Origin of the sequence: Acidiphilium cryptum JF-5 (assembly GCF_000016725.1) — a bacterium.
GTDB lineage: Bacteria > Pseudomonadota > Alphaproteobacteria > Acetobacterales > Acetobacteraceae > Acidiphilium > Acidiphilium multivorum.
On the sequence record NC_009484.1, the window covers coordinates 754,813 to 774,558 of the forward strand.

At 71.0% G+C, this 19,746-nt stretch carries 20 protein-coding genes; 17 read left to right on the plus strand and 3 right to left on the minus strand.

What is annotated here, in order from left to right; translation table 11 throughout:
• Window positions 1-75: 75 nt before the first annotated feature.
• The 10 genes from ACRY_RS05785 to ACRY_RS05830 all read left to right on the plus strand — a co-directional run bounded on the left by ACRY_RS05785 (window position 76) and on the right by ACRY_RS05830 (window position 9,928).
• Window positions 76-3,042, plus strand: a complete 2,967-nt coding sequence (locus tag ACRY_RS05785; protein ID WP_011941680.1) for a xanthine dehydrogenase family protein molybdopterin-binding subunit — start codon at window positions 76-78, stop codon at window positions 3,040-3,042.
• Complete coding sequence (locus tag ACRY_RS05790) at window positions 3,039-3,857, plus strand: FAD binding domain-containing protein (RefSeq protein ID WP_011941681.1); 819 nt, start codon at window positions 3,039-3,041, stop codon at window positions 3,855-3,857. Before ACRY_RS05785 ends, ACRY_RS05790 begins: the two co-directional genes overlap by 4 nt.
• The gene (locus ACRY_RS05795; RefSeq protein ID WP_007422483.1) at window positions 3,854-4,372 is read left to right on the plus strand and encodes a (2Fe-2S)-binding protein; all 519 of its coding nucleotides are present in this window, start codon (window positions 3,854-3,856) and stop codon (window positions 4,370-4,372) included. The genes ACRY_RS05790 and ACRY_RS05795 overlap by 4 nt, the downstream gene beginning before the upstream one ends.
• A complete protein-coding gene (locus tag ACRY_RS05800; protein WP_011941682.1) occupies window positions 4,365-5,918 on the plus strand; it encodes an AMP-binding protein in 1,554 nt (517 codons plus the stop codon). Before ACRY_RS05795 ends, ACRY_RS05800 begins: the two co-directional genes overlap by 8 nt.
• Complete coding sequence (locus ACRY_RS05805; RefSeq protein ID WP_011941683.1) at window positions 5,915-6,712, plus strand: enoyl-CoA hydratase/isomerase family protein; 798 nt, start codon at window positions 5,915-5,917, stop codon at window positions 6,710-6,712. Before ACRY_RS05800 ends, ACRY_RS05805 begins: the two co-directional genes overlap by 4 nt.
• 124 nt (window positions 6,713-6,836) lie before the next feature.
• Window positions 6,837-7,520: an OmpA family protein gene (locus tag ACRY_RS20485; RefSeq protein WP_011941684.1), complete on the plus strand. Its 684-nt coding sequence runs from the start codon at window positions 6,837-6,839 to the stop codon at window positions 7,518-7,520.
• A 12-nt stretch (window positions 7,521-7,532) separates the two neighbouring features.
• Window positions 7,533-7,856, plus strand: coding sequence for a putative quinol monooxygenase (locus tag ACRY_RS05815; RefSeq protein WP_011941685.1), 324 nt, complete (start codon window positions 7,533-7,535; stop codon window positions 7,854-7,856).
• An 83-nt stretch (window positions 7,857-7,939) separates the two neighbouring features.
• Complete coding sequence (locus ACRY_RS05820) at window positions 7,940-8,401, plus strand: DUF1348 family protein (RefSeq protein ID WP_007423309.1); 462 nt, start codon at window positions 7,940-7,942, stop codon at window positions 8,399-8,401.
• A gap of 15 nt (window positions 8,402-8,416) precedes the next feature.
• Window positions 8,417-8,992, plus strand: coding sequence for a TetR/AcrR family transcriptional regulator (locus ACRY_RS05825; protein WP_011941686.1), 576 nt, complete (start codon window positions 8,417-8,419; stop codon window positions 8,990-8,992).
• A 39-nt stretch (window positions 8,993-9,031) separates the two neighbouring features.
• Window positions 9,032-9,928 carry a LysR family transcriptional regulator gene (locus ACRY_RS05830; protein ID WP_011941687.1) on the plus strand — a complete coding sequence of 299 codons (897 nt, stop codon included), beginning with the start codon at window positions 9,032-9,034 and terminating at the stop codon, window positions 9,926-9,928.
• A gap of 13 nt (window positions 9,929-9,941) precedes the next feature.
• Here ACRY_RS05830 and ACRY_RS05835 read toward each other — a convergent pair whose 3' ends face one another.
• The gene (locus ACRY_RS05835; RefSeq protein ID WP_011941688.1) at window positions 9,942-11,339 is read right to left on the minus strand and encodes a PLP-dependent aminotransferase family protein; all 1,398 of its coding nucleotides are present in this window, start codon (window positions 11,337-11,339) and stop codon (window positions 9,942-9,944) included.
• Window positions 11,340-11,583: 244 nt separating this feature from the next.
• On the opposite strand from ACRY_RS05835, the gene ACRY_RS05840 reads away from it, so the two are divergent.
• The 7 genes from ACRY_RS05840 to ACRY_RS05870 all read left to right on the plus strand — a co-directional run bounded on the left by ACRY_RS05840 (window position 11,584) and on the right by ACRY_RS05870 (window position 17,442).
• Window positions 11,584-12,036 (plus strand): DUF983 domain-containing protein, encoded by a 453-nt coding sequence (locus ACRY_RS05840; RefSeq protein ID WP_231295353.1) that lies wholly within the window; start codon window positions 11,584-11,586, stop codon window positions 12,034-12,036.
• The gene (locus tag ACRY_RS05845; RefSeq protein WP_011941690.1) at window positions 12,033-12,587 is read left to right on the plus strand and encodes an HPP family protein; all 555 of its coding nucleotides are present in this window, start codon (window positions 12,033-12,035) and stop codon (window positions 12,585-12,587) included. Before ACRY_RS05840 ends, ACRY_RS05845 begins: the two co-directional genes overlap by 4 nt.
• A gap of 119 nt (window positions 12,588-12,706) precedes the next feature.
• Window positions 12,707-14,098: a methyl-accepting chemotaxis protein gene (locus ACRY_RS05850; RefSeq protein WP_231295354.1), complete on the plus strand. Its 1,392-nt coding sequence runs from the start codon at window positions 12,707-12,709 to the stop codon at window positions 14,096-14,098.
• Between the two features lie 52 nt (window positions 14,099-14,150).
• Entirely contained in the window at window positions 14,151-14,828 is a 678-nt protein-coding gene (gene aat, locus ACRY_RS05855) for a leucyl/phenylalanyl-tRNA--protein transferase (protein WP_007423019.1), read from the plus strand.
• Between the two features lie 180 nt (window positions 14,829-15,008).
• Window positions 15,009-15,848: an ABC transporter substrate-binding protein gene (locus ACRY_RS05860; RefSeq protein ID WP_007423018.1), complete on the plus strand. Its 840-nt coding sequence runs from the start codon at window positions 15,009-15,011 to the stop codon at window positions 15,846-15,848.
• A gap of 5 nt (window positions 15,849-15,853) precedes the next feature.
• Window positions 15,854-16,678 (plus strand): amino acid ABC transporter permease, encoded by an 825-nt coding sequence (locus tag ACRY_RS05865; protein WP_013639844.1) that lies wholly within the window; start codon window positions 15,854-15,856, stop codon window positions 16,676-16,678.
• Window positions 16,675-17,442, plus strand: a complete 768-nt coding sequence (locus tag ACRY_RS05870; RefSeq protein WP_007423016.1) for an amino acid ABC transporter ATP-binding protein — start codon at window positions 16,675-16,677, stop codon at window positions 17,440-17,442. The genes ACRY_RS05865 and ACRY_RS05870 overlap by 4 nt, the downstream gene beginning before the upstream one ends.
• Before the next feature lie 4 nt (window positions 17,443-17,446).
• Here the strand turns inward: ACRY_RS05870 and ACRY_RS05875 are convergent, their stop codons facing one another.
• On the minus strand, window positions 17,447-18,484 hold the full coding sequence (locus ACRY_RS05875) for a carbohydrate kinase family protein (RefSeq protein ID WP_011941692.1): 1,038 nt from the start codon (window positions 18,482-18,484) through the stop codon (window positions 17,447-17,449).
• A 7-nt stretch (window positions 18,485-18,491) separates the two neighbouring features.
• Window positions 18,492-19,478 (minus strand): hypothetical protein, encoded by a 987-nt coding sequence (locus ACRY_RS05880; protein ID WP_011941693.1) that lies wholly within the window; start codon window positions 19,476-19,478, stop codon window positions 18,492-18,494.
• Between the last annotated feature and the right edge of the window lie 268 nt (window positions 19,479-19,746).

Here is a 19,746-nt window from a genome sequence, read left to right on the forward strand (position 1 = left end):
CGCCAGCCGCGGTCTCGCGGCGCTAGTCTCCGGCCGAGATGAGTGCCGCGATCGCGGCGCCAGGAGGAAACAGGCATGGACACGCATGCGCGGAAGTCGCTCGGTCGTTCGCTCCCGCGGATCGAGGATGCCCCCCTGCTGACGGGGCGGGGACGTTTCATCGACGATCTGCCGGTCGGCCCCGCAACGGCGCATGCCGCCATCCTGCGCTCGCCCCACCCTCACGCCGCGATCGAGGAGATCGATGTCCGGGAGGCGCTGGCGATTCCCGGCGTCCTTGCCGTGATCACCGGCGCGGATCTCGTGCCGGTCACCGGCACGCTGGTCGCGAGCGTGCGCGTGCCGGCGGAGGCGCGGGTGATGGCAACCGACCGCGTGCGCTACGTGGGCGAGCCGGTCGCCGTCGCCATCGCCGCCGATCGCTACATCGCCGAGGACGCGCTGGACGCCGTCAGGGTGCGCTACCGCCTGCTCGACCCCGTCGTCGATCCCGAGGCGGCGCTCGCGCCCGGTGCGCCGGTGCTGCACGAGGCGGTCGGGGGAAACCTGCTGAACGAGCGGCATTTTTCCTATGGCGATCCGGATGCGGCGTTCGCGGCGGCGGCGCGCCGGATCACCGTCGTCGCGCGCTATCCGCGCAACACCGGCGCGCCGATGGAAACCTATGGCGTGATCGCGACCTATGACGCGCACGGCGATTCCTACGACGTGCAGGCCAATTTCCAGGGGCCGTTCAGCATCCACGCCGTGCTGGCGCGCGCGCTCAACGTGCCGGGCAACCGCTTGCGGTTGCGGATGCCGCCGGACTCCGGCGGCAGTTTCGGCGTCAAGCAGGGGGTGGCGCCCTATGTCGTGCTGATGGCCGCCTGCGCCCGGCTGACCGGGCGCCAGGTGAAATGGATCGAAGACCGGATGGAGCATCTCGCCGCGTCGGTGTCGGCGACCAACCGGGTGACGCGCCTCGACGCCGCCGTCGACGCCGAGGGGCGGATCCTCGCGCTGGACTGGGACCAGCTGGAAGACTGCGGCGCCTATCTGCGCGCCCCGGAACCCGCGACCCTCTATCGCATGCACGGCAACATGACCGGGGCCTACGACATCCGCAACGTGCGGATCCGCAACCGGGTGGTGGCGACCAACAAGACGCCGACCGGCCTCGTGCGCGGCTTCGGCGGTCCGCAGGTCTACTATCCGCTGGAGCGGCTGATGCAGCGGATCGCGGTGGAGCTCGGGCTCGATCCGGTCGAGGTGACGCGGCGAAACCTGATTCCGGCCGGCGCCTTTCCCTATCGCACGGCAACCGGCGCGCTGTACGATTCCGGCGATTACCGCGGCGCGTTCGACCGCGCGCTGGACGCCGGAGGATACGCCTCGCTGCTCGAACGGCGCGCGGCGGCGAGGGCGGCCGGGAGGCTGTACGGCATCGGGCTCGCCGTGGTGGTCGAGCCCAGCGTCTCCAACATGGGCTATGTCACGACGGTGCTGACGCCGGAGGAACGGCGCCGCGCCGGGCCCAAGAACGGCGCGCAGGCCAGCGCGACGGTGGCGCTCGACCCGCTCGGCGGCGTTTCGGTCCATGTCGCCTCGGTGCCGCAGGGGCAGGGGCACCGGACCGTGCTCGCCCAGGTCGTGGCCGACGAGTTCGGCCTCGATCCGGCGGACATCATGGTGGTGACCGACCTCGATACCGCCAGGGATGCCTGGTCGATCGCCTCCGGCAATTATTCCAGCCGCTTCGCGCCGGCGGTCGCGGGCACGGCGGCGCTCGCGGCGCGGCGGCTGCGGGCCCGGCTTGCGGCGGTCGCCGCCGGGCAGCTCAACGTGCAGGTCGGCGAGGTCCGCTTCGCCGCAGGCCGGATCTTCGCCGCGGGCAATCCCGGCAACGGCGTCTCCTTCGGCCGCATCGCCGCCGCCGGCCACTGGGCGCCCGGGACGATCGATCCCGAACTCGGCCAGACGCTGCGCGAGACCGCATTCTGGACACCGCCCGAACTCGCCGCGCCCAATGATGCGGACGAGGTGAATTCCTCGCTCTGCCACGGCTTCATCTTCGATTTCTGTGGCGTCGAGATCGAGCGGGCGACGGGCCGGGTGCGGATCGACCGCTACGTGACCATGCATGATTGCGGCACGATCCTGCATCCCGCGATGGTCGACGGGCAGATCCGCGGCGGGTTCGCGCAGGGGCTCGGCGCGGCGCTGCTGGAGGAGCTGGCCTATGGCGACGACGGCGCGTTCATCTCGGGCACCTTCGCCGACTACATGCTGCCCTACGCGACCGAGGTGCCGCCGATCGAGATCCTGCACGAGGAAACGCCATCCCCCTTCACGCCGCTCGGCGCCAAGGGGGTCGGCGAGGGGAACTGCATGTCCACGCCGGTCTGCATCGCCAATGCGGTGGCCGACGCGCTGGGCGTTGCCGAACTCCATCTGCCACTGACCCCGTCGCGGCTGCGCGCCCTGCTCGGCGAGGCGGAGCCGCCCCCCGCGAACCGTCCCGCAGGCCCTGTCGCCGGCGAGGAGCCGCGGGCGGGCGCGCGGCTTTTGCGCGGAAGCGGGGATACGTCCGTCGGCGCGCCGCCCGCCACGATCTGGGCCATTCTGCTCGATCCGGACGAACTTGCCGCCCTCATCCCCGGCGCGCATGGCGTGCGGCGCGTCGGCGCCGACGGGTTCGCCGCCGAGGTGACGCTGGGCGTCGGGCCGGTGAGGGGGCGTTACAGCGCGTCGATCCGGCTTTCCGGTCTCGATGAGCCGCGGGAAGCGACGCTGTCCGGCACGATCGAGGGGGCGCTGGGGGGCGGTGCCGGCAGCGGCCGGGTGCGGCTCCTGCCCGAGGGCGCGGGCGGCACGCGGATCGACTACGAGTACGAGGTGCGGATCGGCGGCCGGGTCGCCGCGGCGGGGGACCGGCTGCTGGCGGGGGCGAGCCGGGTCGTCATCGGCGCCTTCTTCGAGGCGCTGGCGCGCCGCGCCGGCGGGGCGCCCACGCGGCCGGGCTTCTGGAAACGGCTGCTGCGCATGCTGGGAGTTGGCCGATGAAGCCCGCGCCGTTCGCCTATTGCCGCGCGGGGACGCTGGATGAGGCGCTGGACGCGCTGCGGACCCACGGGGCCGATGCGCGGGTGCTGGCCGGAGGACAGTCGCTGGTCGCGATGCTGAACATGCGGCTGGCCCGGCCGCATGTTCTGGTCGACATCATGCGGATCGGCGCGCTGGCCGAGGTGCGCCGCGCGGGCGGGCAGCTTCGGATCGGCGCCGGGGTGCGGCAGGCGGCGCTGCTGGCGCGGCCCGGGCTTGCCGGCGAGGCGCCGCTGCTCGGTCTCGCGCTTCCCTGGGTCGGCCATTACCAGACGCGCGCGCGCGGCACCGTTTGCGGCTCGGTCGCCCATGCCGATCCGAGCGCCGAAATTCCGCTTTGCCTGCTGGCCCTCGACGGCGCGGTGCATCTTCGCAGCGCGGCGGGCGCGCGCGTGATCGGCGCCGCCGACTTCTTCCTCGGCACGATGCAGACCGCACGGCGTGACGACGAGCTGATCGAGGCGGTCAGCCTGCCGGATGCCTTGTCCGGGCGGCGCTGCGGCTTTGCCGAAATCGGCCGCCGGCATGGCGATTTCGCCATCGTCGCGGCGGCGGCGGTGGCGACGGCGGACGGTGTGCGCCTCGCGATCGGCGGCGTCGCCGACCGGCCGGTGCTGCGCCTGCTGCCCCGCATCGGCGGCACGGCGCTCGACGACGCCCTGAACGACATCGCGTGGTCGCTCGATGCGAGGGCGGATTTCCACGCCGACGCGCGCTACCGGCGCGACCTGGTCCGCCATCTCGGCCGACAGGTCATCGGGGAGGCCCTGGCATGACGATCCTGACCGCCGACGAACGTCACGAGATCCGCTTCACCCTGAACGGGCGCGAGGTGGTCGCCGCCGCGTCGCCGCGCACCTCGCTCGCCGACCTGCTGCGGCACGGATTGGGGGCGACCGGAACGCATGTCGGCTGCGAGCACGGCGTCTGCGGCGCCTGCACGGTGCAGATCGACGGCGCGCCGGCGCGGGCCTGCCTGACCCTTGCGCTGCAGGTCGAGGGCTGCGCGGTGCGGACGGTGGAAGGCCTGGCGCCGCGGGCGGGACGGCTCGGCGTGCTGCAGGAGGCGTTCCGCCGCCATCATGCGCTGCAATGCGGGTTTTGCACCGCCGGCATCCTGATGTCGCTCGATGCCTTCCTGCGCGCCGCGCCCGACCCGACGCCGGAGGCCGTGCGGGAGGTCGTCGGCGGCCATCTCTGCCGCTGCACCGGCTATGCGCCGATCGTCGCGGCGGCGCTCGATGCCGCCGCATCCCTGCGCGGCGCGGCGGGGGAGGGCGGCGATGTTTGATCTCGCCACGAGCTTCCGCGCGAGTGCGGCCCGCGACCCCTCGGCGATCGCCATCGTCGATGAGGGCGTCCGCCTCTCCTATCGGGACTGGCTCTCCAGGATCGAGGCGGTGGCGCGCGGCCTCGCGGCGCTGGGCTTGCGGCCGGGGGAGCGGATCGTCACGGCGCTGCAGAACCGCTGGGAGGCGGCGACGCTGCATTGGGCCTGCCAGTTCGCCGGGCTGGTGATCACCCCGGTCAACTGGCGGATGACCGGCGACGAACTCGGCTTCGTGGTGGAGAATGCCGGCGCGCGGGCGCTGGTGACCGAGCCGGTGTCGCACGCGGCCGGTGACGCGGTGGACGCCGCCGGCCTGCTCCGGATCGGCGTGGATAACGCCGCATCGGCCGGGATCGGCTTCCGCGATCTCGCCGGCGATGGCGCGCTGCCGGACGTCTCCGCGGACGCGCTGTCGCTGATGCTCTACACCTCCGGCACGACCGGGCAGCCCAAGGGCGTTCCGCGCCGCCACCGCACCGAGCGCGCCGCGGCGATTGCCCATGTCGCGCAGAACCTCTACCGCGCCGGCGAACGCACCCTGGGCGTGATGCCGCTCTATCACACCATGGGCGTGCGCTCGCTGCTCGCCATGTCGCTCATCGGCGGCTGCTTCGTCTGCCTGCCGCGGTTCGATCCGGCGCGCGCGCTCGGCCTGATCGAGCGGGAGCGGATCACCAATCTCTACCTGGTGCCGACGCTGTATCACGACCTGCTGAACCATCCGGCCTTTGCCGCGCACGACGTGTCCTCGGTCCGCAAGCTCGGCTTCGCCGGCGCCTCGATGACCGACGGGCTGCTGCGGGCGCTCGACGGCGCATTCCGTCCGGACCTGTTCGTCAACCATTACGGCTCGTCGGAGGTCTACACCTTCGCGATCGACCAGGATGCCGTGCGCAAGCCCGGTTCGGCGGGGCGGGCCGGGATCAACCAGCGTCTGCGCGTCGTGCGGATCGGCCCCGGCGATCCGGACGCGCAGGTCGCCCAGGGGCAGGAGGGCGAGATCATCGCCGATGCCGCGAGCGACGAGGCGTTCGAGGGCTACTGGCGGCGGCCGGACGCCGACGCGCGCGCCTTCCGCGGCGGCTGGTATTTCACCGGCGACACCGGATATCTCGACGCGGAGGGCGACCTCTTCGTCACCGGCCGGGTCGATGACATGATCATCACCGGCGGGGAGAACGTGTCGCCCGTCGAGATCGAGAGCTGCCTGTCGCTGCATCCCGCGGTGTCCGAGGTCGCGGTCGCCGGGCTGGCGGACGAGCGCTGGGGCCGGATCGTCGCGGCCTTCGTGAAATGCCGTGCCCCGGTGGCCGCGGAAACGCTCGATGCGCATTGCATCGCCTCGGGCCTCGCGCGGTTCAAGCGCCCCCGGCGCTATGTCTTCGTGACGGAGCTGCCGAAATCGCCCGTCGGCAAGCTGCTGCGGCGCAAGCTGGTCGCCGGCGACTACGCCCTCGATCCATCGTGCCTCTCCGGGCCATCCACCTCCAGGGAACCGAATCCATGACCGACCAGCCTGATCCCCGCCTCGCCCGCCTCGACGGTTTCCGCGTCGAGATCGACGCCGACCGCGCGCGCGCGGACATCGTCCTCGCCCGGCCGCCGATGAACACGATCTCGATGCCGCAGCGCGACCAGTTGCGCCACGCCTTCGAAGCCCTCGACGAGGACGGGCGGGTGAGGGTCATCGTGCTGCGGGCGGATGGCGAGCATTTTTCCTCGGGCGGCTATATCCGCGGCTTTCTCGAGGCATCGCCCGAGCATGTCTCGAAACTGGCATGGAACATCGCCGCGCCGGCGCGCTGCTCGAAGCCGGTGATCGCCGCGAACCGCGGCTACACCTTCGGCGTCGGCTTCGAGATCTCGCTGGCCTGCGATTTCCGCATCGTCTCCGAGACCTGCCAATACGCGCTTCCCGAGCAGAAGCTCGGCCAGATCCCCGGTTCCGGCGGCTCGGCGCGCCTGCAGAAGATCGTGGGGATCACCCGGACGAAGGACATCGTCATGCGGTCGCGGCGCATCTCCGCCCGCCAGGCGCTGGACTGGGGCATCGCCACCGAATGCGTGCCCGATGACGGCCTCGAGGCCGCCGTCGACGCGCTGGTGGACGAGCTTCGCGCCTTCGCCCCGCTGGCGCAGCGAACCGCGAAACGGCTGCTGAACGAGACGGAGGACGCCCTGCTGACGACCGCGATCGAACTCGAGGGGCATTGCTACAGCCGGCTGCGCCAGTCCGATGATTTCCGGGAGGGTGTCGAGGCCTTCCACGAAAAGCGCAAGCCGAATTTCACCGGAAGCTGACGTCTTGCTTGCGGAAGAATCCGGAGGCAGAAAGACAAGGGAAGTCCGGCGCGGGGCGAATTTCCCCGCTTGCCGGGCGGCCTCGCTAACATTCAAGAACAGACATTCCGGAGCGCCGAAACCAATGATCCGATCCGTCAACCGAGCCGCCGCCGCGGCGATGTGCGTCGCCATGCTCGCCGGCTGCAGCCAGCAATACGCCGCGAACAATCCGGGGGCCACGAGTGCCGCGACGGGGGCCGGACTCGGGGCCGCGGGCGGCGCGCTGATCGGCGCGCTGGCGAGCGGCGGCCAGGCCCGCGGCACCGTCATCGGCGCGCTGGGCGGCGCTGCGGCCGGCGCGCTCGGCGGCTATCTCTGGAACCAGCATCTCGAGGCGCAGAAGCAGGCGCTGCAGCGCACCGCGCAGGGAACCGGCGTGCAGGTCAGCCAGACCGCCGACAACCGGCTGAAGCTGAACGTGCCGGCCGATGCCGGCTTCGCCACCGGCAGCGCGACGCTGAACCCGCGCCTCTACCCGATCCTCGACCAGCTCGGCCAGGGCCTGCAGCAGAACCCGACCGAGACGGTGCAGATCATCGGCTATACCGACAGCACCGGCTCGAACGCGATCAACTACCCGCTCTCGGACAATCGCGCCGCGAGCGTGAAGACCTATCTCGTCTCGCGCGGGATCAGCGGGCAGCGCATCGCCACGCGCGGCATGGGGCCGCAGGATCCGGTCGCCAGCAACGCGACGGCCGCCGGGCGCGCCGCCAACCGGCGGGTCGACATCTATGTCGCCTTTCCGCCGCAGCCGGCCGGCTGAGCGGCGCGCCGCATGAGCGAAGAGTCCGGACGCTTCCTCGCCCTCGTGGGCAGCTATCGGCTGGCCGCGGAGGATGCGCCGGCCTTCGCGGAGATCGCGCGGCGCTGCGTCGCCCTCACCGTGGTCAAGCCGGGCTGCCTGTATTTCACCATCGCCGAGGACGTCTCGGTGCCCGGACTCTTTCATCTCTCGGAGGGATGGGCTGACCGGGCCGCGCTCGATGCGCATCTCTCCAGCGCGGATTTCGCGGCGATCCTGGCGGAGGCCGGGCGGTTGCGCGTTCTCGGCCGCACCGCCTTCGTGGCGGAGGCGAGCGGCCGGCGATCCCTGTTCTGACCGCCCGGCACGGCCGGGGGGTTGCGCGATCCCGTCTGTACCGATAGGTATCGAGAATACCAATCGGTACAGGAGAGACGCGGATGAGCATCATCGCCCCACCCTTCACGCGGGACAGCGCGATCCGGAAGGTTCGCCTCGCGGAGGACGGCTGGAACGGCCGTGACCCGGAAAAGGTCGCGCTGGCCTACACGCCCGACAGCCGCTGGCGGAACCGCGCCGAATTCGTCAGCGGCCGGGCGGAGATCGTCGCCTTCCTGACCCGCAAATGGGCGAAGGAGCTCGACTATCGCCTGATCAAGGAATTATGGGCCTTCGGCGAGGACCGCATCGCCGTCCGCTATGCCTATGAATGGCACGACGACAGCGGCAACTGGTTCCGCTCCTACGGCAACGAGAACTGGGAATTCGACGCCGCCGGGCTGATGCGGCGGCGCTTCGCCTGCATCAACGACCTGCCGATCGCCCCGGCCGAGCGCAAGTTCCACTGGCCGCTCGGGCGCCGCCCGGATGATCATCCGGGCCTGTCCGATCTCGGGCTCTGAGCCGGCGGCGCGGCCATGCGGACGATCAACCAGCGCGCCGACGTCGTGCCGCTGCTGGGCGAGGTGTTCCGCGAGTTCGGCTACGAGGGCGCCTCGCTGAGCCGGATCACCGGGCGGACGGGCCTTGGCAAGGGCAGCCTCTACCACTTCTTTCCCGGCGGCAAGGAGGAGATGGCGCAGGCGGTGCTCGACGATGTGGACGCCTGGTTCGAGCGCCACGTCTTCGCGCCGCTGCGCGACGAGGCGCCCGAGGTTGCGCCCGGGGCGGCCATCGAGGGGATGTGGGATGCCGTGACCGCCTATTTCCGCTCCGGCGCGCGGATCTGCCTGGTCGGCGCCTTCGCCCTCGACGGCACGCGGGACAGGTTCGCCGACGCCGTCTCCGGATATTTCATCCGGTGGATCGCGGCGTTGCGCGGCGCGCTGGTGCGGCGGGGCTGGGCGCCGACCGAGGCCCATTCCCGCGCCGAGGAGGCCGTGCTCGGCATCCAGGGCGCCCTCGTGCTGGCGCGGGCGACCGGCGATCAGGCGGTGTTCGTCCGGGCGATCGAACGGCTGCGGCTCCGGCTGCGGCCGGCGGCGCAATCGTGACATGACAGTTTCGCGCCGGCGCGGTAGGGTTTCGCGGTCATGAAGGACATCGCCGCGCTGAAGCTCTACACGCGGGTCGCGCGCCTCGGCAGTTTTTCGGCGGCGGGCAGGGAGAGCGGCATGTCGCAGCCGCAGGTCTCGCGCATGATCGCCGAACTCGAACAGGAACTCGGCGCCAGGCTGCTGTCGAGGACGACGCGGGCGGTGGTGCCGACCGAGGCCGGCAAGGCGTTCCTCCTCCGCATCGAGGCCATTCTCGCCGCGCTCGACGAGGCCGGCCAGAGCGTGCGCGAGGGCGGCGAGTTCCACGGCATGCTGCGGCTCAGCATGCCGACGAGTTTCGGCATCCATGTCGCGATTCCGCGCCTCGCCGATTTCGCGGCCCGGCATTCGCGGCTGCAGATCCACCTCGAACTCGACGACCGGCGGCAGGACCTGGTGCGCGAGGCGGTGGATGTCGCGATCCGGATCGGCGCGCTGCCGGATTCGGCGAGCGCCACCGCCCGGCAGATCGCGCTGGTCTCCCGGGTGATCGTGGCCTCGCCGGCCTACCTGGCCGCGAACGGCGCGCCGGCGCGGCCCGAGGATCTGGCGGGCCACCGGATCATCCGCGGCGCCGCCGCCGCCAACCCCCTGGCCTGGACCTTCGAGCGCGACGGCGAGAGCATCGCGGCACGGGTGCAGCCGCAGTTCACCACCAACGATAACGAGGGGGCGATCGTCGCCGCCATCGCCGGGCTCGGCATCACCTCGACCGGCGAATGGGAGTGCCGGCGGGCGCTGGAGGACGGCTCCCTCGTGCGCCTGCTGACGGACTGGACGATGGCCGACGTTCCCGTGCACGCCTATTTCCCGATGGGCCGGAACACCCGCGCCGCGGCGCGCGCGCTGATCGACCATCTGCGGGACGGGATCGCGGCGGACGGGCGGGGCTGATCCGCCGCGCCGATCAGACGATGATGTCGGCCAGCGGCGGCGGCGCGGCGAGTGCCGCGGCGACGGCCTCCAGGCTGGTGCGCAGCGCCTCGCGCGTGGCCGGCGCGCCGAGGCCGAGGCGCACCGCCTCCGGCGCGGTGCCGGCGGCGAAGGCGTCGCTGCCGACGGCGCCGATCCCGGCCGAGCGCAGACGGTCGATGAAGGCGCTGCGGGTCCAGGGCGGGTCGAGGGGCAGCCAGGCGTGAAACGCGTCCTCGGCGGTGCGCAGGCCCGCCTCCGGCAACAGCGCGCGCAGGATCTGCCGGCGCGAAGCGGTTTCCCGGCGAATCGCCTCGCGCACCGCCTCCGCCGTGCCGTCCCCGATCCAGCGCGTCGCGATCGCCGCCGTCAGCGGCGAGGCCATCGACGTGGTCGCCCGGATCGCGGCGGCAAGCCGGTGCGCGGCCGCGGCGTCGGGCGGGACGACATAGGCGAGGCGCAGCGCCGGGGACAGCGATTTCGCCACCCCCGCGATGTAATAGGAAATGGAGGGCGCGAAGGTGGCGAGCGGCGGCGGCGCGCTGCGCGGCAGCATGCCATAGGCGTCGTCCTCGACGATCGCGATGCCCTGCGCCGTCGCGATGGCGGCGATCGCGGCGCGGCGGTCCGGGGGCATCGTGGCGGTCGTGGGGTTGTGCAGGGTCGGCGTGCAGTAGAGCAGCTTCGGCCGGTGCGCGCGGCAGGCGGCCTCGAAGGCGTCGGGCAGCAGCCCGTCCGCATCCATGGCGACCGGCACCAGGCGAAGGCCGCGATGGGCGGCCAGCGCGCGGAAGCCCGGATAGGTGAGATCCTCGACGCAGACGGCATCGCCAGGCGCGGCGAGCAGGCCGGCGATCGCGAGCAACGCGCCCTGCGCGCCGGGGCAGAGCAGCACGCGCTCGGGCGGCAACGGGCCCATCCGGTCACGCAGCCAGTGCGCGCCGGCGGCGCGGTCGGCCATGGCGCCGCCGATATCCTGATAGCGCAGCAGCAGGTCGAGCCCGGCCTCCGCCCCGAGCGCCGTGACATCCCGCCAGAGGCGCGCCGCCAGCGCGGGGTCGTCGAAGCACGGCGGCAGGTTCATGCTCATGTCGATCAGGCCGCCGGCGGTGGCGGCCGCGCGCGGCGGCGGGATAATCCTGACATAGGTGCCGAGCCCCACCCGGCCCTCGATCAGCCCGCGGCGCGCGGCCTCGGCATAGGCGCGGGTGACGGTCGTGAAATCGATCCCGATCGCGGCGGCGAGGCGGCGCTGGGTCGGCAGGCGGTCGCCCGGCCTCAGCGCGCCGGACCGGATATCGGCCTCCAGCGCCGCGGCGATCGCGAGATAGATCGGCCCGTCCGGCTTGCGGATATCCGGCAGCCAGGCGGGGGGCATGTCACGGTCCGTCATGGTCCGGCTCTCGTTCCATATATATGTATCCCCGCTTCCTTACCCCCGCCCGTGGCCTGAGGCAATCGCGGCGTCCCGCATCTTCTGCCATGCCGCGCTGGCGGGCCTTCCTCGGGTCATGCGGGAATCGCCGTGCTGCTGCCGGCATCTCCGCGTTGGTTCCCGGCAGGAAAGCATATATATGCCAATCCATCGATATTGCATGGACGATTGCCATAGCGAGATCCATGCGGCGGAGACAGACATGACCCAGCTGACGGAACCGGCGGCGAGCGCCCCCAGCATGGCGCGGCGGCCCCGCGCGCGACTCGATGTGCCGTGGACCACCGTGCTCGGGCGCGGCCTGGCGATGCGCTGCCCCTCCTGCGGCGAGCGCCCGGCATTCGACGGATACCTGCATGTGCGGCCGCATTGCGAGGCGTGCGGCGCGCCGCTCGGCCGGGTGCCGTGCGACGACGCGCCGCCCTACCTGACGCTCGTCGTCGTGCTGCATGTCGTCGTCGCGGCCGCGGTCATCCTCGACCGCGGCGGCAGGATGCCGTCCTCGACGCTGCTCGAAATCTTCCTGCCGCTGACCCTGGCGCTGATCCTCCTGCTGCTGAGGCCGATCAAGGGAGCGACGCTGGGCGTGCTGCTCAAGGTCGGCATCCTCCGGCCGGCGCCGGCGGCGACGGGCGCGGGTAGCGCGGGCGCGTGACGTTCGCGCGGCGCGGCGGGTTCGCCTCGCTCGGTGCCATCACGCGGCAATGGGGCGCGCCGCACCGCCCGCCGCTGCCCGGCATCGTCTGGATCGGCGGGCTGCTCTCGGCGCTGGCCTGGCTCGGCGGCCGCCATCTCGGCCTGTTGCTGATCCCGCCCTTCGCCGCCACCATGACGATCGTGCTGTGCCTGCCGGATGCCGCGGTGGCGCAGCCTTTCGCGGTGATCGCCGGCTCGACCCTCGGCACGCTGATCGGCACCGCCGCGGCGGCCGGACTGGGCCCCGGGCCGCAGACCGCGGCGCTCGCCGCGGTGGCGGCGCTGGCGGTGCTGCCCCGGCTGCGGGCCTATCATCCGCCCGGCGTGGCGCTCGCGCTCTATCCCGCGCTGCTGCATCCGGGGCCGTGGTTCGCCGCCGCGGTGGTGCTGCCCTTCACCCTCGCGGTGGTGGCTTCGGCGTCGCTGCTGAGCCGGTGGGTGGCATCCTGGCCGGCCTATCCGCTGCCGCTGCGCCCGCGCCAAAGGTGCATCGCGCGCATCGCGAGGTAAGGTTTCATTAATGATAGTGCTCTAGCCCGGGCGGCGAACCAGCTTGCCATGGGGTGCCGCCGACCGTGTTCAGCATCAGGAAATCCAAAGACGCTCTGCCGCTCTCGAAGGATGCGGGCATGTTGCTTGCCGCGCTGCAACAGATCAGCGTTCCATTGTTCGTGCTCGGGCGCGACGGCGCCGTGGTGTTCTGGAATCCCGCCTGCGCCGAACTGACCGGTCTTGCCGCCGCCGAGGTGATCGGCACGAAGGAGCACTGGAAGGGATTTTACCCGGCGCCGCGCCCGTGCATGGCGGATCTCGTGCTGTCGGGCAATGGCGGGCAGGCCGGCCAGCTCTACGCGCAGAACAGCGGCGGGCAGGACGGCCGGATGAGCGCCGAGAACTGGTGCGACATGCCGTTGACCGGCCGCAGGCGCTATCTCGGAATCGATGCCGGGCCGATCCGCGATGCGGAGGGGAACACGGTGTTCGTGGTCGAGACGCTCAAGGACATGACCTCGGCGAAGCAGGCGGAACTGGACCTCGCCGCCGAGCGCGAGCGGGTGATGGGCGCGCAGGCCGCCGTCGTCACCGCGATCGCCGACGGGCTGCGGAACCTCTCGGCGGGAATCCTGACGTTCCGGATCACCAGGGCCCTGCCGGCGGAGTATGAAACGCTGCGGGTCGATTTCAACAACTCCATCGAGAAGCTGCAGCGAACCCTGTCGCGCATCGACCAGGACGCGCAGCACGTCCTGGCGGCGACCGACGAGATCGCCCGCGCCTCGGGCGACCTGTCGCAGCGGACGGAACGGCAGGCGGCGAGCCTCGAACAGACGGCCGCCGCCGTCGAGCAGATCACCGCGACGGTCCGCACCACGGCGCAGGGCGCGGCCGAGGCGGGGGCGGCGGTCAGCCAGGCGGAGGCGACGGCGCGGCATTCGGCCACGGTCCTCGAGGACACCGTGGCGGCGATGAACCGGATCGAGACCTCCTCGAACAAGATCACCAACATCATCGGCATCATCGACGAGATCGCCTTCCAGACCAATCTCCTGGCGCTCAATGCCGGGGTCGAGGCGGCGCGCGCCGGCGATGCCGGGCGGGGCTTCGCCGTCGTCGCCACCGAGGTCCGCGCCCTGGCGCAGCGCTCGGCCGACGCGGCGCGGGAGATCAAGTCGCTCATCCTCGCGGCGTCCGGCGAGGTCAAGGCCGGGGTGAACCTCGTCGACGAGACCGGCAAGGCGCTGCAGCGGATCGGCGGGGAAATCGGCACCCTGAGCCGCCTGATGGGCGACATCACCGCCTCGGCGCGGGAACAGGCGACCGGGCTCGCCGAGGTGAACGCCGCCATCAGCGAGATGGACCATGTGACGCAGCAGAACGCGGCGATGGCCGAGCAGGCGACCGCCGGCTGCCGCAACCTCTCCGATAAGGCGTCGCGGCTGTCCGGCCTCGTGGGCGAATTCCGGATCCGCCAGCCGGGCGAAGCGGCCCCGGCCGGCGCGGACGCGATGCACGCCGCCTGAGCGCCGCCGCCGGGCCGGTTGTCCGCCCCCGCGTTTCGGACCATCATCGGCCATGGACTCGCCACGTTTCGAACTGACGGCGGACATCCTGCTGCGCGCCTATCGGTTCGGCCTGTTTCCGATGGCCGAGCGGCGGAATGCGGCGGACCTGCATTTCCTCGATCCCGAGCGGCGGGGCGTGCTGCCGCTGGAGGCGTTCCACCTGCCGCGCCGGCTCGCGCGCACGCTGCGGAACACGAGCCTCGACATCGTCTCCGACCGGGATTTTCCCGCGCTGATCGCCGCCTGCGCCGCGCGCCGTCCGGTGCGGCCGGAGACCTGGATCAACGAGGAGATCGAGCGCCTCTTCGTCGACCTGCACCGGCGCGGCCATGCGCACAGCGTCGAGGTCTGGCAGGGCGGGGAACTCGTCGGCGGGTTGTATGGCTTGGCGATCGGCGGCGCCTTTTTCGGCGAGAGCATGGTCTCGCTCGTGCGGGATGCCTCGAAGCTCGCGCTGGTGCACCTCGTGGCGCGGCTGCGGCTGGGCGGGTTTTCATTGCTGGACACGCAGTTCCTGACCGCGCACCTGGCCCGGTTCGGGGCGTTCGAGATCGGCCGCGCCGCGTATCACGCGCGCCTTGCCGAGGCGGTGGCGCGGCCGGCGCGCTGGATCGCCGATCCGGCGCCCGCCGTCATCGAGGCCGAGATCGCCCGCCTGCGGCTCGCGGAGACCGACACCGAAGGGTGACAAGGCGCCGGCCGCCACCAATCCGGGCCTCGGCCCTCCCTTCCGGCCGGGCCGGCAGCGGTCTATCCTGCCATGCTGCGGTCATGCATGGACCGCCGAAGCGGGAACCGCCATAAGGGCCATCAACGGGTGCGAACCCGAAACAGCAAGACACGATCACAGGAAGAACGGGAGACGGACATGTTGCGTGCGGCAATCAGCAAACTGTCGGCAAGACGGCGTGGGGCGAGGCTGGCGGCCGCCGGCGCCGCGGTCCTGCTGGCGCTGCCGGCGGCGGCGTCCGGCGCCGTCCCGAACGGCATCAAGCTCGTCAATCCGGGTCACCTGACGATCTGCACCCATCTGTCCTACAAGCCCTTCGAGTATATCAACAAGGACGGCAAGGTCGTCGGCTTCGATGTCGACATGCTGGATCTGCTGGCGAAGCGGCTGGGCGTGAAGACCCGGATCATCAGCATCGACTGGAACCAGGTGACCTCCGGCGCGGTGTTCGCCGCCAATCGCTGCGATGTCGCGATGGGCGCGGAGACGATCACGCCGGAACGCGCCAAGGCCGTGCTGTTCTCCGATCCGTATTTCGACGCGACGCAGGTCCTCCTGGCCAAGAAGGGCTCCGGCGTGCATGGCCTGGCCAGCCTCAAGGGCAAGCGGTTCGGCGTGCAGGTCAACACCACCGGGCAGATCTACGCCGACAAGCGGGCCGCCAAATTCGGCTACACCACGGTCATCTTTCCCGACCTGATCGCCGAGGCCTCGGCCGTCAGCGTCGGCGCCGTCGCGGCGGCGATCAACGATAACGGCCCGATGTACGAATACGCCAGGACGCACCCCGACACTCATGTGGTGGCCGAGTTCGATACCGGCGAGCACTACGGATTCGCGTTCAAGAAGAACAGCGCCAACGCGACCCGGCTGGCCGGCGTGCTGAACACCGTCCTCGCCAAGGCCAAGAGCGACGGCGAATACAACAAGATCTTCAAGACGTGGTTCGGCCAGATCCCGCAGGACGTCAAACAGTAAGGCGGATGAGCGGCGACGCCGACCGGCCGGCGGCGCGCCGGCGCGCAAGCCCGCGGCTGCGGGCGAGGCGGTCCAGGATGGCGCAATACGCCATTCTGGCCATCGTTCTCGCGCTGGCGGCCGAGTTCGCCAAGTGGCGCGAGATCGGACGCACCTTCTTCGAGCCGCGGCTGATCGAATTCACGATTCTCCATGGCCTCGCCAACGCGCTGCTGAACACCGCGCTCTATACGGCCGGCGCGTTCGTGCTCGGCCTCGTGCTCGGCCTCGTGCTGGCGCTGATGCGGCTGTCCCCGGTCGCGCCCTATCGCTGGCTGGCGACGGTCTATATCGAATTCTTCCGCGGCCTGCCCTCGCTTGTCGTGTTCATCGCGTTTTCGCTGCTGCCGCTGGCCTTTTCCGGACTGACGATCCCGTGGTCGCCCTACGGCACGGTCTGGGTCGCGCTCGGCGTCGTCGGCAGCGCCTACATGGCGGAGACGATGCGCGCCGGCATCCAGGCCGTGCCCAAAGGCCAGGTCGAGGCGGCGCGCTCGCTCGGCATGTCCTCGGCGCAGGCGATGCGCAAGATCGTGCTGATGCAGGCGCTGCGGCTCATGGTGCCGCCGCTGACGAACGAGCTGATCATGCTCATCAAGGATTCGTCGCTGGTGTTCGTGGTCGGGCTGTCGGCCGGGCAGTTCGATCTGACGGAATTCGGGCGGTCCACGGCCAATACCAACGTCAACATCACGCCGCTCGTGGTGGCCGGGCTCGGCTACCTGCTGATCACGCTGCCGCTGTCGATGCTGGTGCGGCGGATGGAGGTATCGCGGGTGACGGGAGCATGAGCGGCGTCGATCCAGGCCGGACGGTTGTGAAGATCGAAGGGCTGCACAAGCGATTCGGCCAGAACCATGTGCTGAGGGGAATCGATTTCAGCGTCGCGCGGGGCGAGGTGGTGTGCATCATCGGCCCGTCGGGGTCGGGCAAGTCGACGCTGCTGCGCTGCATCAACCTGCTCGAACGGCCGCAGCAGGGCCGGCTCGAGGTCAATGGCGAGAACCTGCTCGACCCGGATTGCGACATCGATGCGGCGCGCCGGCACATCGGCATGGTGTTCCAGCAGTTCAACCTCTTTCCGCACCATACGGCGCTGGAGAACTGCATCGTCGCGCCGATGACGGTGCTGCGCCTGACGCGGGCGGCGGCGGAGGCGACGGCCCGCGCCAATCTCGAGCGCGTCGGCCTCGCCGACAAGCTCGGCGCCTATCCCGCCCAGTTGTCCGGCGGGCAGCAGCAGCGGGTGGCGATCGCCCGGGCGCTGTCGATGGAGCCGGCGCTGATGCTGTTCGACGAACCGACCTCCGCACTCGATCCCGAACTGGTGGGCGAGGTGCTGACCGCGATGCGGCAACTGGCCGAGGCCGGCATGACGATGATCGTCGTGACCCACGAAATGGCCTTCGCCCGCGAGGTGGCCGATCGGGTCGTGTTCATGGATGCCGGCACGATCATCGAGCAGGGGCCGCCGGACTCGGTGATCGGCGCGCCGCGCGAGGCGCGGACGCAGAGCTTCCTGCGCCGCGTGCTGAACCCGGTACACCTCGACTAGAGCATCAGCCGAGACCGGTCAGTTCCTCCCGCCATCCCCACCGGCAGGCGATGTCGAGGCAGTCCTGCCAGGCCTCGATCGCATCGGTCGTGCCGATGCTGCGCAGCGAGACGGCCGCCGCGGCGTGGGCGAGGGCGAGGGCGCGCGCGGTCTCCCAGCCCTCGTGAAAACCGTAGAGAAAACCTGAGGCGAACGCGTCGCCGGCACCATTGGCGCCGGCGATCTCCGCCTCCGGCACGCGGACCGACGCCTTCGCGGCAACCGTTCCGTCGCGCGCGACCGCGATGGCGCCGCGCGGGAAATGCACGGCCACGAGCCGCATCGCGCCGCTGGCCAGAACCGCGCGCGCGGCGCGCAGGCAGGCTGCGATGTCGGTCTCTCCATGGTCGCATGTCGCCATGCCGGCGATCGCGCCGATCTCGACGTCGTTGACCACCAGCAGATCGAGTTCCGGCAGGCAGGGCCGCACCAGCGCGGCGAGGCGTTCGGCCGGAACGCTGCACAGTTCGAGATTCGTCAGCAGCCCGGCCCGCCGCGCCTTGCGCAGGGTCGCGACCCAGCCGTTCGCGGCGTCGCCCCAGGCGCCGTCCATCCGCGCGTGGATGCCGGGCAGGCCGAGATGCAGGATGCGGCCGCGGGTGGCGGCGAAGTCGAAATGATCGGGGGTGAGCGCATCGGCGGCGCCGGCCCGGAAGATGTGCGTCCGCCGTCCGCTCCGGCGCGAGGTGTAGGCGTCGGTGAACTGCGTCGGCGCGCCCGCGACGACGGTGAGCCCGGTTGCGTCGATGCCGTGCGCCGCGGCCGCGGCATGCAGCAGGCGGCCGTTTTCGTCATCGCCCACCACGCCGATGGTCTCCACGGGCATGCCGGCGTCGAGCCGCCGGATGCCAAGGGCGAGGTTGCACGCCGAGCCGCCGCCGCGCGCCTGTTCCTCCAGGATTTCGACGAGGCCGTCCTCGCCCGGCCAGAACTCGACCACACGGTTGCGGTCGACGCACCAGGTCCCGCCGGTGACGAAGCCACGTCGCGCCATGTCGCTCATGGGCGCGTCAGTGCTGCCTGAGGGGGGCTTCCGTGATCAGCAGGTCGTCGGCGAGCGGGCGCGTCGGCGCGATCCCCTGTGCCTGCAACGTGCCGTGATAGGCCTTCACCGCCTCCTCCGGCGAGACCGCGCCGCTGGCGACCTCGCGCATCAGCGACACGATGGCGAGCGGATCCTCGGCGAGGTTGATCTTGCGGCCGAACAGCGCGACGCGCGCGCCGTACCGTTCCGCCTGGTGCAGCAGTTCGAACGTGTCGCGCGTGGTGCCGGCGCTGCCGCCGAGCACGCCGACGATCAGCGACGGATCGTACGACGCCAGCTCCTCGAGCGCTTTCGGGCCGTTATAGGGGATCTTGAGGAATTGCGGCCGGTCCGCCTGCATCACGCCGGCGAGGCAGCGATGAATGCAGTCATTGACGTAGAAGGGGATCTGTTCCGGGTCGATGCCGCAGGCGATGTTCGGGTTGAACACTTCGAGGAAATAGGTGAAGCCGGCCGCCCGCGCATCGGCGCGGAACGCGGCGAACGCGTCCAGCGCGGCGAGGTCGGTCTCGATATCGTTGCAGAACGTCATCGAATACAGGCCGAGATCGGTGAGGCGCGCGGCCTGGGCGAGGTCGGCGGTGCGGAACGGACGCGACGCCGCAAGGTGATAGGTGGCGCCGCGCATCCGCCAGATGTCGGTCGTGTCGTTCGCGCGGATGGCGGGTTTCACCGCGCTGCCGGCGAACGTGCCCCGCGCCGCCAGCACTTCGAGGTTGGAGGCCGAGACGAGCATGATATCGACGATGTCCTGCGCGACGATCGCCCTGACCTGGTCGAGGAACTCGGCCCTGGTGCGGTGGCGGGTCCAGCTGCCGTCGCGCTCGCGCTTCGGCCCCGCCGCGGTGATGCTCGGTCCCATGTCGCCGTCCTTCGCATCGGCGATGATGAAGTCGCTGGGCCGGTAATTCCCCGCGCGGATCCGGGCGAGCTTGGCATCGAGGCGGGTCATCGTGGCTCCTGCTGGTTGGCCGGGATCAAGTTGCGGCGATCGTCCGGCCACCCTCTGCGCCGCATCGGCTCGGTGCGGCGCGGCAATGACCGGCATCGGCCATGCTATTGCGCGCCGGGGGACGAGACAAGCCGAGCCGCCCCGTATGTTCCGGCGCCTTCGCCTCCCGAAACCTCTCTAGAGCATCATCCGATCAGATGGAGTCATCTGATCGGATAAAGATGCTCTGGTTATCAACAAGATAGAGCACGACATCCGATCCATCGGG